Annotated in this window: 12 protein-coding genes; all 12 read left to right on the top strand. The window is 63.3% G+C overall.

What is annotated here, in order from left to right; all coding sequences use genetic code 11:
• Positions 1 to 235 precede the first annotated feature (235 nt).
• The 12 genes from pilM to pyrF all read left to right on the top strand — a co-directional run bounded on the left by pilM (position 236) and on the right by pyrF (position 16,181).
• The gene (gene pilM, locus J7355_RS06270; RefSeq protein ID WP_209060971.1) at positions 236 to 1,315 is read left to right on the top strand and encodes a type IV pilus assembly protein PilM; all 1,080 of its coding nucleotides are present in this window, start codon (positions 236 to 238) and stop codon (positions 1,313 to 1,315) included.
• Complete coding sequence (locus tag J7355_RS06265) at positions 1,312 to 1,926, top strand: PilN domain-containing protein (RefSeq protein ID WP_209060967.1); 615 nt, start codon at positions 1,312 to 1,314, stop codon at positions 1,924 to 1,926. The genes pilM and J7355_RS06265 overlap by 4 nt, the downstream gene beginning before the upstream one ends.
• A complete protein-coding gene (locus tag J7355_RS06260; RefSeq protein ID WP_209060965.1) occupies positions 1,923 to 2,564 on the top strand; it encodes a type 4a pilus biogenesis protein PilO in 642 nt (213 codons plus the stop codon). The genes J7355_RS06265 and J7355_RS06260 overlap by 4 nt, the downstream gene beginning before the upstream one ends.
• The gene (locus J7355_RS06255; protein WP_209060963.1) at positions 2,561 to 3,070 is read left to right on the top strand and encodes a pilus assembly protein PilP; all 510 of its coding nucleotides are present in this window, start codon (positions 2,561 to 2,563) and stop codon (positions 3,068 to 3,070) included. Before J7355_RS06260 ends, J7355_RS06255 begins: the two co-directional genes overlap by 4 nt.
• Before the next feature lie 14 nt (positions 3,071 to 3,084).
• On the top strand, positions 3,085 to 5,208 hold the full coding sequence (locus J7355_RS06250; protein ID WP_209060961.1) for a type IV pilus secretin PilQ: 2,124 nt from the start codon (positions 3,085 to 3,087) through the stop codon (positions 5,206 to 5,208).
• A gap of 60 nt (positions 5,209 to 5,268) precedes the next feature.
• Positions 5,269 to 6,969 carry an Ig-like domain-containing protein gene (locus J7355_RS06245; protein WP_209060959.1) on the top strand — a complete coding sequence of 567 codons (1,701 nt, stop codon included), beginning with the start codon at positions 5,269 to 5,271 and terminating at the stop codon, positions 6,967 to 6,969.
• Between the two features lie 34 nt (positions 6,970 to 7,003).
• On the top strand, positions 7,004 to 7,534 hold the full coding sequence (aroK, locus tag J7355_RS06240; protein WP_209060958.1) for a shikimate kinase AroK: 531 nt from the start codon (positions 7,004 to 7,006) through the stop codon (positions 7,532 to 7,534).
• A complete protein-coding gene (locus tag J7355_RS06235; RefSeq protein ID WP_209060957.1) occupies positions 7,531 to 8,055 on the top strand; it encodes an RDD family protein in 525 nt (174 codons plus the stop codon). Before aroK ends, J7355_RS06235 begins: the two co-directional genes overlap by 4 nt.
• Positions 8,052 to 9,155: a 3-dehydroquinate synthase gene (gene aroB, locus J7355_RS06230; protein ID WP_209060956.1), complete on the top strand. Its 1,104-nt coding sequence runs from the start codon at positions 8,052 to 8,054 to the stop codon at positions 9,153 to 9,155. The genes J7355_RS06235 and aroB overlap by 4 nt, the downstream gene beginning before the upstream one ends.
• 255 nt (positions 9,156 to 9,410) lie before the next feature.
• The gene (gene gltB / locus J7355_RS06225; protein WP_247739810.1) at positions 9,411 to 13,868 is read left to right on the top strand and encodes a glutamate synthase large subunit; all 4,458 of its coding nucleotides are present in this window, start codon (positions 9,411 to 9,413) and stop codon (positions 13,866 to 13,868) included.
• 84 nt (positions 13,869 to 13,952) lie between these two features.
• Positions 13,953 to 15,389 carry an FAD-dependent oxidoreductase gene (locus J7355_RS06220; RefSeq protein WP_209060954.1) on the top strand — a complete coding sequence of 479 codons (1,437 nt, stop codon included), beginning with the start codon at positions 13,953 to 13,955 and terminating at the stop codon, positions 15,387 to 15,389.
• 72 nt (positions 15,390 to 15,461) lie between these two features.
• Positions 15,462 to 16,181: an orotidine-5'-phosphate decarboxylase gene (gene pyrF / locus J7355_RS06215; protein ID WP_209060952.1), complete on the top strand. Its 720-nt coding sequence runs from the start codon at positions 15,462 to 15,464 to the stop codon at positions 16,179 to 16,181.
• The last annotated feature ends 51 nt before the right edge of the window (positions 16,182 to 16,232 follow it).

The following is a 16,232-nucleotide window of genomic DNA, read 5'->3' as shown; positions in this document are numbered from 1 at the left end:
CGGAAACTTTTTTTTGCCCGCAGGCATTGTGGATTCCAAGACTTCTGCCGATAAACATTAGACGCGCGGATTCAAATGCTTAAACGGCACAACAGCATTGCCTAGTAACGCGCCAGGAGTATAGTTGTACCCGGTATTTCGCGCCGCGGTCCGCACGATGGGCTGGGGGAACGGTACACGGGGGTGTATCGCAAGCCCGGACGGCGGCGAGAGATAGCCGATCAGGGGGAGTCGGATGGGGCTATTCGAGCAATTCTTTAAGTCGAGAACTCGGCCATTTCTGGGCGTGGACATCAGCTCCACGCGTATCAAGCTGCTCGAACTCGATGGCAAGCCCGGCGCCTATCGTGTGCTCAGCTATGCCAGCGAGGCACTGCCCGCCGAGGCGGTTGCCGACGATCAGGTCATCAACCCGGAAGCGGTGGCGGCCACCATGAGCCGCGCGCTGGAACGCGCCGGCACGCGCACCCGTGACGCTGCGATCGCGGTGTCGGGCCCCACGGTGATCAGCAAGATCATCGACATGCCCGCCGACCTGTCCGACGAGGACATGGAGCAGCAGATCGGCTTCGACGCGGAACAGTACATCCCGCACGCCATCGAGGAGGTCAACCTCGATTTTCAGGCGCTCGAGAGAGACCCCAACAACCCCGACGTCAACCGCGTGCTGCTGGTCGCCTGCCGCCGCGAAAACATCGAGACGCGTGTCGGCGCGCTCGAGATGGCCGGCGTCACCGTGCGCACGGTCGATGTCGAGGAATACGCACTACAGAACGCCTCCACCCTGCTCGTCGAACAGACACCGGCCCTGGCCGGCGACGTCAGCGTCGCGGTGTTCGACATCGGCGCGCATCAGACGCGTCTGAGCGTCCAGCACAGCGGCCGGCACGTCTATTCACGCGAACTGTCGTTTGGCGGCCATGCGCTGGCCAGCCGGCTGATCGACCGCCACGATCTCAAGGACGCGGATCAGCTGCGCGCGCGTCTGCGCACGGGCGAGCTGGACGGCGCCGCGATTGCCGGCGATGTCACCGACTTTGCCGAACGCCTGGCCGGGCAGATCGATCGCGCCCTGCAGTTCTATATTTCTGCCGCCTCGCGTGATGAGGAGGTCAACCAGGTGGTGCTGGTCGGCGGTGCGACGCTGTACCCCGGGCTCGAAGCCGCCATCAGCCGCCATCTGTCGCGGCCGGTGAGTATCGGCAATCCGCTGGCCGGCATGCTCGCCAGCAGCCGGGCACGGCGCAACCACGTGGATCAGGAAGCGCCGGCGCTGATGGTGGCCGCCGGCCTGGCGTTGAGGTCGATTCGATGAGCACGTTGATCCGCATCAATCTGCTGGACTGGCGCGCCGCCGCTCGCGAACGCAAGCGCAAGCGCTTTCTCACGCTGCTGGTGCTCGCCGCGCTGGCCAGCGTCGTCGTGGTCGGCGTCATTCCGATGCTCTACTACAACCACCTGATCGATGTGCAGGAGTCGCGCAACCGTTATCTCGAAAGCCAGATCGCGATCGCCGATCGGCAACTGGTCGAGATCCGGGCCCTGCAGAAGACCCGCGAGAGCCTGATCACGCGCATGCGCATCATCGAGGAATTGCAGCAATCGCGCTCGGGCATCGTTCACTATTTCGATCAGCTGGTGGATACGCTGCCCAACGGCGTCTATCTGTCGTCGCTCGTGCAGAAGGGCAATACCACCACGCTCGACGGTGTCGCCGAATCGAATGCCCGTGTTTCCGATTACATGGTCAATCTTGACGACGCCGCCTGGTTCGCCGACCCGCGCCTGATCGTGATCAAGTCGAGCGAGAACGGGCCGCAGCGCTTCGCGGACTTCACGCTCACGGTCAAGGGCGACAGCCCCAATGCCAAGCCGGCGGACGATCAATCCGGTCCCGCCAACAACCCGACGGCGCCGCGCTCATGAGAAGTCTCAGAGAATATATCGAGGAGCTGCGTAGCCTCGATCAGAACAACATCGGCAGCTGGCCCACCTGGGCCTACGGCTTCGCGATCCTGCTGGTCTCGGCGACCATTATCGGTATCGGCACCTGGTATTTCGTGCTGCCCAAGCAGGACGCCTTGGAGCGTGTCGCCCGCAAGGAGCCGGAACTCAAGCAGACCTTCGAAAGCAAGCAGCGACTGGTCGCGAACCTCGATGCCTATCGCACGCAGCTCGAGGCGATGGAACTGCAGTTCGGCGCCCTGCTCCAGCAACTGCCGAGCAAGACCGAGGTGCCCAGCCTGCTCAACGACATCTCGCAGACCCGCATTGCCAGCGGTCTCGAAGAAGAGCTGTTCAAGCCGCGCCCGGAGAATCCGCAGGATTTCTATGCCGTGCTGCCAAACGATCTGATCGTGACCGGCACCTATCACGAACTCGGCCGGTTCGTCTCCGGCGTGGCGGCCCTGTCGCGGATCGTCACCATCCAGGATATCCAGATCGAGCCGATCAACGAAGGCGAGGATAGCGGCGAACTGCGCATGAGCATGACCGCCAACACCTATCGCTATCTCGAGGACGCAGGCGCCACGGCGTCGGGCAGCGGGAGCCAGAAGCGATGAGGCGTATCAAGCAAGCCACGATCGCGAGCCTTTGCCTGCTCGCAGCCGGCTGCGGCGCGGACAACAGCGATCTCCCGGATTTCGTTGCACAGGTCAAGGCACGCCCAGCCGCGCCCATCGAACCGATCCCCGAGATCGCGCCTTATACGCCTTACACCTATCGCGCCGACGATCGCCGCGCGCCCTTCACGCCCACAGCGCCGCGCCGCGACGTGAGCAGCAACAGCGATCTCGCGCCTGATCCGGATCGCGCCCGCGAACCGCTCGAGGCCTTCCCGCTCGACTCGCTTCGGCTGGTGGGCACGATTACGCGTTCGGGGGTGACCTACGCCCTCATCCAGGCGCCCGACGGCGTCATCCATCGCCTGAGACCCGGCAACCATATCGGCCAGAACTACGGTCGGATCGACGGCATTTCCGAAAACGGTGTCCTTTTGACCGAAATCGTGCCGGACGGACTCGGCGGCTATATCCGCCGGCCGGCCACGATCGCCCCCACGCGGTGAATGAGAAGCAGACTATGAGCAGACCGATTGCACGCATTTCCTCGTTCAAGCGCCGGGCCTGTCCGCGCTGGCTGGTCCTTGCCCTGCTGCTTGTCGGCACGTCGACGGCCCATGCCGCGACCAATACGCTGACCGCGGTCGACGCCACCGCGGCAAGCAACAGCGAAATCAATATTCGCCTGACGCTCGCGGGCGCCGCGCCCGTGCCGTCGGTGTTTACGGTCAACGAGCCGGCCCGGCTGTCGATCGACCTGCCCGGGACCGATCTGGCGGTCGCCGAACGCTATCGCCGGATCGACGAGGGGCCGGTCCAGGCCATTGCGCTCGCCGCAGGCGAGGATCGCACCCGGGTTGTGGTCGAACTCGACACCATGACCGACTATCGGATCAACCGTCAGGGCAACGAGATCACGATCGGCATCGGCGGCGGCATGAGCGCACCGGCGACGCCGCAAACGCCGGTGACCCAGGCTTCAGTGCGCCCGTCGACGCCGGTCCGGCCCATGACCGACACCGATTACCAGGCGCAGGCGGCCTCCGTTCGTGGGCCCCAGGTGCGCGATATCGATTTCCGTCGTGGCGAAAATGGCGCCGGCCGCATCGAGATCGTTCTCGACGGCGTCAACTCCGCCGTGGACGTCAGCGAACGCGATGGCCAGGTCATCGCCAATCTGCCCGGCGTCGCCCTCCCAGACGCGCTCGAACGCCGCCTGGACGTGCTCGACTTCGCCACACCGGTCAAGACCATCGACGCGCTGGCCCGCGACGGCGGCACGCGACTGGTCGTCACCTCGGTATCCGGCGCCGATTTCGAACAGATCGCCTACCAGACCGGCGACCGGTTCTATATCGAGCTCCAACCGCTGACGGCCTCGGAAAAGGCCGACCGGGAAGAAGAAAAACCCCGCTATACCGGCGAGCGCATCTCGCTGTCGTTCCAGAACATCGACGTACGCGCCGTGCTGCAGATCATCGCCGATGTGGCCGACGTCAACATGGTCGTCTCCGACAGCGTCACCGGCAACATGGCGCTGCGCCTGGAAGATGTCCCCTGGGATCAGGCCCTGGACATTATCATGCAGTCCAAGGGCCTGGGCATGCGCCGCGAGAACAACGTGATCACGGTTGCGCCGCTGGCCGAAATCGCGGCCCGCGAACAGGCCGAACTGGCCGCCCAGCAAGCCACCACGAATCTCGCGCCGCTGCGCTCCGAGATCGTCCAGATCAACTATGCCCGTGCCGGCGAGCTCGCCGCCCTGCTGCGCAGCACTACCGGCGAGCTTTCGCTGCTGTCCGAGCGCGGCCAGGTTACGGTCGACGAACGCACCAACAGCCTGCTCATCAACGAAACCCGTGAAAAACTCGACGAGATTCGACGGGTGATCAACCGGCTCGACATCCCGGTACGCCAGGTGCTGATCGAATCACGGATCGTGGTAGCGAACCGCGAGTTCCAGCGCGACCTAGGAGTGACTCAGGACTTGAACGATACAGGAGCTTTCGAGTCGCCCACTGACGGTAATTATATCGCCGATTCGGGATACTCCATTGGGCTCCCTGCTCCGAATCCGACTAGCGCAATATCAACATCTATTATTGGCGATACGTTCAACCTCACTCTCGCGCTGTCGGCAATGGAATCCGAGAATCGCGGCGAAATTATATCGGCACCGCGGGTAATCACGGCTAACGCCAAGGAAGCCAAGATTGAGCAAGGCGTGGAAATCCCTTACCTCGAAGCCGCCTCCAGTGGCGCGGCGACGGTGGAGTTCAAGGAAGCGGTACTCGGCCTTACAGTGACGCCGCAGATCACGCCCGACGAGCGCGTCATCATGGATCTCTACGTCACCCAGGATACCCAGGGCGACACAATCAACGTGCAAGGCGGTGGCAGCGTTCCTTCGATCAACACCCGAAGCCTGACGACGCAAGTGCTTGTAGACAATGGCGAAACGGTTGTACTCGGCGGTATATACGAGCAGGAAAACCGCGACATCTCAAATCGTGTACCGATCCTTGGCGAAATCCCGCTTGTGGGCATCCTGTTCCGCGGCACCCAGCGTCAGCGCGACAAACGCGAACTGCTGCTGTTCGTCACGCCGAAGATTCTCAAGGAAACCCTGTCGCTTCAGCGCTAAGCGCACGCGACCAAGGCACTTCACTATAAAGTTGAAAAAAGAAAGTTGGAGACTGAACTGATGACTGCACACACCCTACGCAATCTATTGCTTGCCATCGCGATTGCCACGCTCCTGGTCGCCTGCGGCGGCTCTACTTCGGGTGGCGACGATGACGACGGGTCGACCGGGAGCGGTGGCGGCGGTGGCAACTCTGGCGGTGACGATACGCCAGCCCAAACCTCAATCCGCTTCGGCGCATTCGACAATGGCGTTTTTCAAGAGGGTCAGATCAGCGCCAACCCAACTGAACTCGAAGCCGGCCAGAGTTCCTCGTTGCAGGTCGCTCTAGTGAATGCTGATGGCGCCCCCATTACTGACAGCGCCGATATTCGTTTTACATCACAGTGCATTAGTGACGGCACGTCCGAGGTTGACCCGGCCGTTCAGACCGTAACGGATGGCCGCGCGATGGTCACCTACACAGCCCGCGGCTGCGACGGCATCGATACGATCACCTCAGTAGCGGTTGTAGGCGATACCACTTTCCAAGCCAATATCTCGGTTCAAACGGAAGCAGCGCCGGCAGGCGCACTGACCTTTGATTCAGCCAGCGAGACCCAAATCGGAATCCAGGGATCGGGCGGCCCGCTGCCTGAACAATCAAATCTAGTCTTCAAGGCGACTAACGCGAGTGGCGGGCCGGCCCCAAATCAGTTGGTCAATTTTTCTCTTAACACTACGACCGGCGGCATCACACTAAGCAACACGCAAGATACGACCGACGGGAATGGCCTGGCCTCCACTACCGTTACCTCTGGTTCAGTGGCAACTACAGTCCGCGTTACCGCCCAAGCCACGAGCAGTTCGGGTGCGTCTTTAAATGCACAATCGAGTCAACTCGCCATAACTACCGGCGTGCCCGACAATGGCAGCATGACCATTGCGGCGGAGACGCTCAACCTCGAAGGGTACGACTTCGCAGGTGAACAAACGCAAATCACGGCATTCCTCGCCGACCGCTTTAATAATCCTGCACCGGACGGTACGGCAGTAAGCTTCACCTCAGAAGGCGGCTCGATAGAGGGCACATGTCTCACAGATAATGGTCAATGCTCAGTCACGTTCACGTCCCAGAACCCTCGTCCCTCCGATGGCCGCGCCACCATACTTGCAACCGCCACCGGCGAAGAAGACTTCACGGACAGCAATGGTAACGGGCGATTTGATGGCGGCGAGACCTTTGTCGATCTCGTAGAGGCATTTCGTGACGATAACGAGAACGGCACGCGTGACAACAACGAACTGTTCATCGACTTCAACGACGATGGCCAGTACAGCATGGGTAACAACGCCTTCGACGGCGTACTTTGTCAGCCAAGCGATTGTCCGGGGGCTGCATCGCTCAACGTGCGTGACGACCTTGTAATCGTGCTATCCGGCTCTACATTGAGCTTCGACGTCAGCCCAGCGCCGATCAATCTGGACTCGGGTCTGGTCGCGGTTACCGTTCGAATTGAGGATGGACGCGGCCAAGTGCCTCCAAGTGGCACGACGATCGAGGCAGAGGTAACGCAAGGGTCGCTCGTTGGCGAAGACAGCTTCGTACAGCCAAGCACGAACGGTCCGGTGCAGGCCGGCGGGAGCTCAGGGGTATATACTTTCCGGATCGAACCCGGCGACGATGCGGGTAATGGCCTGCTTCTGCTGACCGCGACCACACCGCGCGGCCAGATCAGCAGGCGCAGCGTTTCGATTCAACAGAGCAGCACCGCGCCTTAATACGGGCCGCTGTTTTTACTCATTTCGGGACTCTATGGCAGCCAATCCAAACATTTATCTCGTTGGCCCGATGGGGGCTGGTAAAACCACGATCGGTCGGCGCATTGCCGAGATCAAGGGGATGTCCTTCGTCGATTCCGACCATGAGGTCGAGAAGCGAACGGGCGTGGATATTTCCTTCATCTTCGACATGGAAGGTGAGGAAGGCTTTCGCAAGCGCGAGCGGGAGATGATTGCCGAGCTCAGCGAACAGCCCAATACCGTGATGGCTACCGGCGGTGGCGCGGTGCTGGATGAATCCACCCGCGATCTGCTTTCGGCCCGCGGCGTGGTGGTCTACCTGGAAACGTCGCTGGAACAGCAGCTGGCGCGTACGCGCAAGGCCAGCAACAGGCCCCTGCTTGAGGGCAGCGAGGACGTGGAAGCCACGCTCGCAGCGCTGATGGAAGAGCGTGATCCGTTGTACCGGTCGATCGCGGACATCGTGGTTGCGACCGGCGAACAGCAGGCACGTCGACTGGCCCGTGAAATCGTCGAACAGCTCGAGGCTATCGGCACGGCGTGACCCAGCGTGGCGAAAGCCCGGGCCTGGTCTACGCCGGCTTCTGGATTCGCGTATGGGCCACGATCATCGATTCGGTGCTCGTGATGCTCGTGGTGCTGCCGCTGCTACGCATGATCTATGGCCCCGCGGTGCTTGACCCCGCCGGACCCGTGATCATGGGGCCAGCGCATGTAGTAATCAGCTACGTGTTGCCGGCCTTCGCGGTGATCGCGTTCTGGATGTATCGCGAGGCCACACCCGGAAAAATGGCAATTCGCGCGCGCATCGTCGATGCGCGCACCGGCGCCCACCCACGCACGCGCCAGCTTGTCATTCGCTATCTGGCCTACTTCGCGGCTTCGTTACCGCTGGGTATCGGCCTGCTGTGGGTCGCATTCGACCGACGCAAGCAGGGTTGGCACGACAAGATCGCGAGCACGGTTGTGGTGCGTGAAGACAGCGGCGCATCACGCGCGCGTTTTGACGAAAACGCCTCATCGCCACCTTCACACACCACCAACGACGGACGCTGGCAGGCATGAGCACCCTTTCCTCCGAAAACGCGGCCCTGCGGGTCGAGCTCGGCGCGCGCAGTTACGATATCGAGATCGCGCCAGGCCTGGTCGGGGACCCGGCCGCCTACCGAGGCGCGATACGCGGCGAGCGCGTGCTCGTGGTTACGAACGAAACCGTGGGGCCTCTCTACGCCGGGCTGGTCGAAACGGCACTCGCGACCTCACACCGGGTGGACATACTCACGCTTGCCGACGGCGAGCAATACAAGACGCTGGCCACGCTCGAAAAAATCTATGACCGGCTGCTGGAAGGCGGCTACGGGCGCGATGCCACCATCGTCGCCCTGGGTGGCGGCGTGATCGGCGATATCGCCGGCTTTGCCGCCGCAAGCTATCAGCGGGGTATCGATTTCGTTCAGGTTCCGACGACACTGCTGGCGCAGGTGGACTCGTCCGTGGGCGGCAAGACCGGCGTGAACCATGCGCTGGGCAAGAACATGATCGGCGCATTTCACCAGCCGACCCGCGTGCTTGCCGACGTCGACGTGCTCAATTCATTGCCGGCCCGCGAGTTCGCCGCCGGCATGGCCGAAGTCATCAAGTACGGGCTGATCCGCGACACGCCCTTCTTCGACTGGCTCGAAGCCCACATGGCGGCGATCAATGCGCGCGAACCGGAACGGCTCGTGGAAGTCATACGTCGCTCCTGCGCCAACAAGGCCGAGGTCGTGGCCGCAGATGAACGCGAGGCGGGCCAGCGTGCCCTGCTCAACCTGGGCCACACCTACGGCCACGCCCTGGAGGCCGAACTCGGCTACGGTCGATGGCTGCATGGCGAGGCGGTCGCGGCCGGCATGTGCATGGCCGCCGACACGGCCTGTCGACTGGGCTGGCTCAACGACAGCCAGTGTGCCCGGATCGAACGGGTGATCGCGGCAGCCGGGCTGCCGGTCGCGCCCCCACCCGAACTCGAGGCCAGCCGCATCCGGGCCCTCATGGCGCGCGACAAGAAGGTCGAAGCCGGCGCCCTGCGGCTTGTTCTGATGCGCGATATCGGCCATGCCGTGGTCACGAGCGAGTACGGCGACGCGCTCGACGCAACGCTGCAACGCTATTGCGCGGGCTGAGGCGAACGAACGCGGGCAGGTGGCGCGAATCCTGCAGGTCGATTGATTGCGTTCGGGCCGCCTTTTATACTTCAAGTGAATATTGGTACGCCCCCGGCGTCCGATCCGGTCGCCCGCATCACGGCGACCCACTGCACCGTATAGTGTGACCATCCCGGCGGCACCGACCGCGGCACACGATTCCGATACGGCATTCGGCATAGGGAATCGCCCCCGAACGCGCCGAATCTGACCCGAGGCGAGGACAAAAAGACAATGCATCAGTTGAAAGGCGGACTCTATTCTCCGGAGTTCGAGAAAGACTCCTGCGGCTTTGGCCTGATCGCCAATATGGACAACCAGCCGAGCCACTGGCTGGTAGAGACCACGATCGGCGCGCTCGAGCGGCTGACCCATCGTGGTGCTGTCGCCGCCGACGGCAAGACCGGCGACGGCTGCGGCATTCTCATGAAAAAGCCGGACGCCTTCCTGCGTCTGGTCGCGGACGAAGCCGGTATTTCGCTGGCCGACCACTACGCCAGCGGCATCGTGTTCCTGAACCCGGATGCAGACCTGCGCGCCGCGTCGAAAGCCGAGCTCGCCCGACAGCTGGAAGCCGAGGGCCTGGAGATCGCCGGCTGGCGCGAGGTGCCCATCGACGCCGAGAACGCCTGCGGCAAGGAAGCCATCAACACCCTGCCCTGGCTCGAACAGATCTTCGTCAACGCGCCCGACGGTATGGACGACGCGCTGTTCGAATCCAAGCTGGTGTTCTCGCGGCGCCGAGCCGAAAACGCCCTGCCCGACGACGAGGTTTTCTACGTGCCTTCGCTGTCGGCGCACGTGCTCTCGTACAAGGGCATGGTCATGCCCAGCTACCTGCCGGTGTTCTACAAGGATCTGGCCGACGCGCGTCTGGAAACATCGCTCTGTGTCTTCCACCAGCGTTTTTCCACCAACACGCTGCCGCAATGGCGCCTGGCCCAGCCGTTTCGTTATCTCGCCCACAACGGCGAGATCAACACCGTCACCGGCAACCGCAACTGGTCGACGGCGCGGGCGAACAAGTTTGCCTCCGACAAGCTGCCCGATCTCGAATCCATCCTGCCGCTGGTTTCGACCACGGGCTCGGATTCGCAGAGCCTCGACAACATGCTCGAGGTCCTGCTGGCCGGCGGCATGGACATCTTCTACGCCATGCGGCTGCTGATGCCGCCCGCCTGGCAGAACGTCGATTACATGAGCGCCGACCTGCGCGCGTTCTACGAGTACAACTCCATGCATATGGAGCCGTGGGACGGCCCCGCGGGCATCGTACTCACCGACGGCCGCTATGCGGCCTGCTGCCTGGACCGCAACGGCCTGCGCCCGGCGCGCTACGTGATCACCAAGGATCGCCACATCACGCTGGCCTCCGAAATCGGTGTCTGGGACTACGACCCGGCCGACGTCGTTGCCAAGGGCCGGCTCAAGCCCGGCGACATGATCGCGGTGGACACCGAAAACGGTGAACTGATCAAGCCGCAGGAGATCGACCAGCGCCTGGCCAGCCGCGCGCCCTACAAGCAGTGGCTGAAAAAGAACGCGCGCATGCTCGAATCGCGCCTGGCCGACACCCGCGACGAAGCGTGGATGGAGCGCGATCAGGTCAAGACCTACGAAAAGCTGTTCCACGTCTCCTTCGAGGAGCGCGATCAGGTACTGCGCCCGCTTGCCGAGGCCGGCCAGGAAGCCACCGGCTCCATGGGCGACGACACGCCTTTCCCGGTGCTGTCGCGCGTGGACCGCGTGATCTACGATTATTTCCGGCAGAAGTTCGCACAGGTCACCAACCCGCCGATCGACTCGCTGCGCGAGCGCATCGTCATGTCGCTGGAGACCTGCTTCGGCCGCGAACGCAACGTATTCGACGAGAACGAAGAGCGTGCCAAGCGGCTGGTCGTCGACTCCCCCGTGCTGTCCACGGGCAAGTACCGTCGATTGCTGTCCATCGACGATCCGGACTACGCGCATACGATCATCGACCTGAACTACGACGCCGGCACCGCCCTCGGCGACGCCATTCAGGCGATCTGCGATCAGGCTGTGGCCGCAGTCAAGAACGGCACTACCGTGCTCGTGCTTTCCGATCGCGACATCGAACAGGGCAAGCTGCCGATCCAGGCACTGCTGGCTACCGGCGCCGTGCATCACCGGCTCACCCGCGAAAATCTGCGCTGTGATGCCAATCTGGTGATCGATACGGCGAGCGCGCGAGACGCGCACCACTTCGCGTGCCTGATCGGCTACGGCGCGAGCGCGATCCATCCCTATCTGGCCTACGAAAGCCTCAACGATCTGGTTCGCTGTGGTCAGGTCGACGGCCGCAATCCCGACGAGCTCTGCGCGACCTACCGCAAGGGCATCAACAAGGGGCTGTACAAGATCATGTCCAAGATGGGCATTTCCACGGTCACCAGCTACCGCGGCGCCCAGCTGTTCGAAATCGTCGGTCTCGACAGGGAAGTCACCGATACCTGCTTTACCGGCACCGTGAGCCGCATCGCCGGCGCCGGCTTCGCGCACCTGCAGTCCGACGTAGCGCGCCTGGCCCAGAACGCCTGGAACCCGCGCGTCGCCATCAATCAGGGCGGCCTGCTCAAGTTCGTGCACGGCCAGGAATACCACTGCTACAACCCGGACGTAATCGCCACGCTGCACGAGGCCGTGAGCACCGGTGAGTACGCCAAGTACCGCGAGTACGCCGATATCGTCCAGGGCCGGCCGGTTTCCGTGCTGCGCGACCTGTTCAAGCTGCGCGACGATATCGAGCCGATCGATATCGACGAGGTCGAGGACATCAAGGACATCACGCCGCGTTTCGACTCGGCCGGCATGTCCCTCGGCGCGCTGTCGCCGGAAGCGCACGAATCGCTGGCTACCGGCATGAATCGCATGGGCGGTCGGTCGAATTCCGGCGAAGGTGGCGAGGATGCCGCCCGCTTCGGCACCGAAAAGATGTCGAAGATCAAGCAGGTGGCATCGGGTCGTTTCGGCGTGACACCGCATTACCTGGTCAATGCCGAAGTGCTGCAGATCAAGATCGCCCAGGGCGCGAAGCCCGGCGAAGGCGGCCAGCTGCCCGGCCACAAGGTCAACGAGATGATCGCGCGGCTGCGCTATTCCAAGCCGGGCGTGGCGCTTATCTCGCCGCCACCGCATCACGACATCTACTCGATCGAAGACCTGGCACAGCTGATCTTCGACCTCAAGCAGGTCAATCCGCAGGCGCTTGTCTCGGTGAAGCTGGTATCGGGCCCTGGCGTGGGCACGATCGCCGCCGGTGTGGCCAAGGCCTATGCCGATCTCATCACCATATCCGGCTACGACGGCGGCACGGGCGCAAGCCCGCTGACCTCGGTGCGCTATGCCGGCACGCCGTGGGAGCTTGGTCTGTCGGAGACCCAGCAGACACTGCGCGCCAACGAACTGCGCGAAAAGGTCCGGGTGCAGACCGACGGCGGCCTGAAGACCGGTCTCGACGTGATCAAGGCCGCGATCCTGGGCGCCGAATCCTTCGGTTTCGGTACCGGGCCGATGGTCGCGCTCGGCTGCAAGTACCTGCGGGTCTGCCACCTCAACAACTGTGCGACGGGTGTGGCTACGCAGAACGAAGTACTGCGCGAGCGTCATTACATCGGCATCCCCGAGATGGTGCAGAACTTCTTCCACTTCATCGCACAGGAAACGCGCGAGCTGATGGCACAGATCGGCGTGCGCTCGCTGGGTGAGCTCATCGGCCGTACCGACCTGCTCGAAATCCTGCCGGGTGAGACCACCAAGCAGCAGGGCCTGGATCTCGAGCCGATCCTGTCCAAGGGCGGTCTCGCGGACGATGTCCCGACGCACTGCCTGGATCCGCACAACGAGCCGTTCGACAAGGGCGAGCTCGCCGAGCAGATGGTGGCAGACGCGCTCGACGCCATCGAAAACAAGGCCGGCGGCACGTTCGAGTACGAAGTGCACAACAACAACCGTTCGCTCGGCGCCCGTCTGTCGGGTGAAATCGCCCGTCGCCACGGCAATCTCGACATGGAAGACGCGCCGATCACGCTCAAGCTCACCGGCACCGCCGGCCAGAGCTTCGGCGTATTCAACGCCGGTGGTCTGCACCTCTATCTCGAGGGCGATGCCAACGACTATGTCGGCAAGGGCATGGCCGGCGGCCGGATCGTCATCCGTCCGCCGCGCACTGCCGGGTATGTGGCCCGCGAAGCCGCGATCATCGGCAACACCTGCCTGTACGGTGCGACCGGCGGCACGCTGTATGCTGCGGGGATGGCCGGCGAGCGCTTCGGCGTACGCAACTCCGGCGCCAACGCGGTCGTCGAGGGCATCGGCGATCACGGCTGCGAGTACATGACCGGCGGCTGTGTCGTCGTGCTCGGCCATACGGGCGTGAACTTCGGCGCCGGCATGACCGGCGGCCTGGCCTATGTGCTGGATGAAAAGCGTGAGTTCGTCGACCGCTACAACCACGAGCTGATCGATATCCATCGCATGGTCTCCGAAAACATGGAAGCCCATCGCCACTATCTGCGCGAGATGATCGAGGCCTATGTAGCCGAGACCGACAGCGCCTGGGGCAAGGAGATCCTCGAGGACTTCCGCGACTACATCGGCCAGTTCTGGCTGGTCAAGCCCAAGGCCGAGAGCGTGGAAACGATTCTGGATACGCTCAATCGCGCGGCCTGATCGCGCGAATCAGAAGGGGGCCGCGCGGCGCCGGACGACAATCGCCCGGCGCCGCGCGGGCTGCGTAACGACTAAAGGTTAGCAATGGCAAAGAATCATTTGCAGTTTCTCGACACGCCGCGCCAGGACCCGAAGAAGGTCGAGGTGCCGGTCCGGATTCATGAATTCGCCGAGATCTATGGTCAGTTCGACAAGGAAACCGCCAGCCAGCAGGCCGGGCGCTGTATTTCCTGCGGCAATCCGTACTGCGAATGGAAATGCCCGGTCCACAACTACATTCCGAACTGGCTGAAGCTGGTCAACGAGGGCAACCTGTTCGAGGCGGCCGAGCTGTCGCACGCCACCAACACCCTGCCCGAAATCTGTGGCCGTATCTGCCCGCAGGACCGTCTGTGCGAAGGCGCCTGCACGATGAACGACGGCTTCGGCGCGATCACCATCGGCTCGGTCGAGAAATACATCACCGACGAGGCCTTCAAGCAGGGCTGGCGTCCGGATGTATCCAACGTGGTCTGGACCGACAAGAAGGTCGCGGTCATCGGCGCCGGCCCGGCCGGCCTGGGCGCTGCCGACATTCTCGTGCGCAGTGGCGTTAAAGCCGTCGTGTTCGACAAGTATCCGCGTATCGGCGGCCTGCTGACCTTCGGCATCCCGCCGTTCAAACTCGAAAAGGACGTGGTCGAAACCCGTCGCGAGGTCATGGAAGGCATGGGCGTCGAATTCCGCCTCGGCTGCGAGGTCGGCAAGGACGTCCAGATCGAAGACCTCATGGAAGAATACGATGCCGTGTTTCTGGGCATGGGCACCTATACCTACATGAAGGGCGGTTTCCCCGGCGAGGATCTCGACGGCGTACATGAAGCGCTGCCGTTTCTCGTGGCCAACATCAACCGTGAACTCGGCCTGGAGAAAAGCCCGCGCGACTTCATCGACATGAAAGGCGAACGCGTGGTCGTCCTCGGCGGCGGCGATACCGCCATGGACTGCAACCGCACCTCGATTCGCCAGGGCGCCAAAAAAGTGGTCTGCGCGTACCGGCGCGACGAAGAGAACATGCCCGGCTCCGCGCGCGAGTTTCAGAACGCGCGCGAGGAAGGCGTCGAGTTCATGTTCAACCGCCAGCCGGTGGAAATCGTCGGCGATACCAAGGTCGAGGGCATCAAGGTCGTCACGACCAAGCTGGGCGCGCCCGACGAGCGCGGCCGCCGACGTCCGGAGCCGGTACCGGGCACGGAGGAAGTCATCGAGGCCGATCGGGTGATCATCGCCTTCGGCTTCCGCCCGAATCCGCAGCCCTGGTTCGACACCCATAGCGTCGATATCGACGACGGCGGCCGCGTGATCGCCCCCGAGAAGGGGCGCTTCAAGCACCAGACCACGAACCCGAAGATCTTTGCCGGCGGCGACATGGTGCGCGGCTCGGATCTCGTGGTCACCGCCGTGTTCGAGGGCCGCGAAGCCGCCAAGGGCATTCTCGACTACCTGCAGGTCGGTGTTGGCGAATCCGGCAACGCCGCCTGATCACCGTCTCCTGCGCGGCGCGCCGGCCGGCCCGGCGTGCCGCGGGTACCGATTACCGACCGGAGCACGTACGTGTCCGCCATCCCCGATAACGACCGCCTGATCTTCGCGCTCGACGTGCCCGACGCCGACGACGCGCGGGCGCTGGTGGAGACCCTCGGCGACGCCGTGACGTTCTACAAAGTCGGGCTCGAACTGGCGATGGCCCCCGGCTACTTCGAACTCGTCGACTGGCTCAAGGCGCGCGGCAAGAAAGTCTTCGTCGACGTCAAACTCTTCGACGTCCCGGCCACGGTCGCGGCTGCCGTGCGGCGCTTGTGCGCGCGCGATATCGATTTCATCACCGTGCACGGCAATCAACAGGTCATGGAAGCCGCGGCCGCCGCGCGCAGCGGCGCATCGCGCATTCTGGCCGTCACCGCTCTTACGAGCCTCGACCAGGGCGATCTCGACGACATGGGCTTTGCCTGCGATATCGAATCGCTGGTGCTGTCGCGCGCAAAACGGGCGCTGCAAGCCGGCTGTGACGGCGTGATCTCGTCGGGCATGGAAGTCGCCAACCTGCGCGCCCACGCACCGGACAAGCTGATCGCGATCACCCCCGGTATCCGCCCCGTCGCCAACGACGAGCGCCCGCCGGATGACCAGAAACGGGTGATGACCCCGGCCGCGGCGATCGCCGCCGGCGCGGATTATCTCGTGGTCGGCCGCCCGATCCGCGATGCGGCCGATCCGCGTGAAGTCGCACTCGCAATCCAGAACGAAATCGCCGAGGCGATCGCTGCACGCTGAATCGCCCTTGAGGCTTTTATCTGCCCTGGCCGGTCTCGCGCAAAGACACCA

It is taken from the genome of Endozoicomonas sp. G2_2, assembly GCF_017744135.1.
Taxonomy (GTDB): domain Bacteria; phylum Pseudomonadota; class Gammaproteobacteria; order Nevskiales; family Salinisphaeraceae; genus Salinisphaera.
The sequence above is the reverse complement of the archived record's forward strand: the minus strand, read 5'-3'. Positions and strand labels throughout refer to the sequence as shown.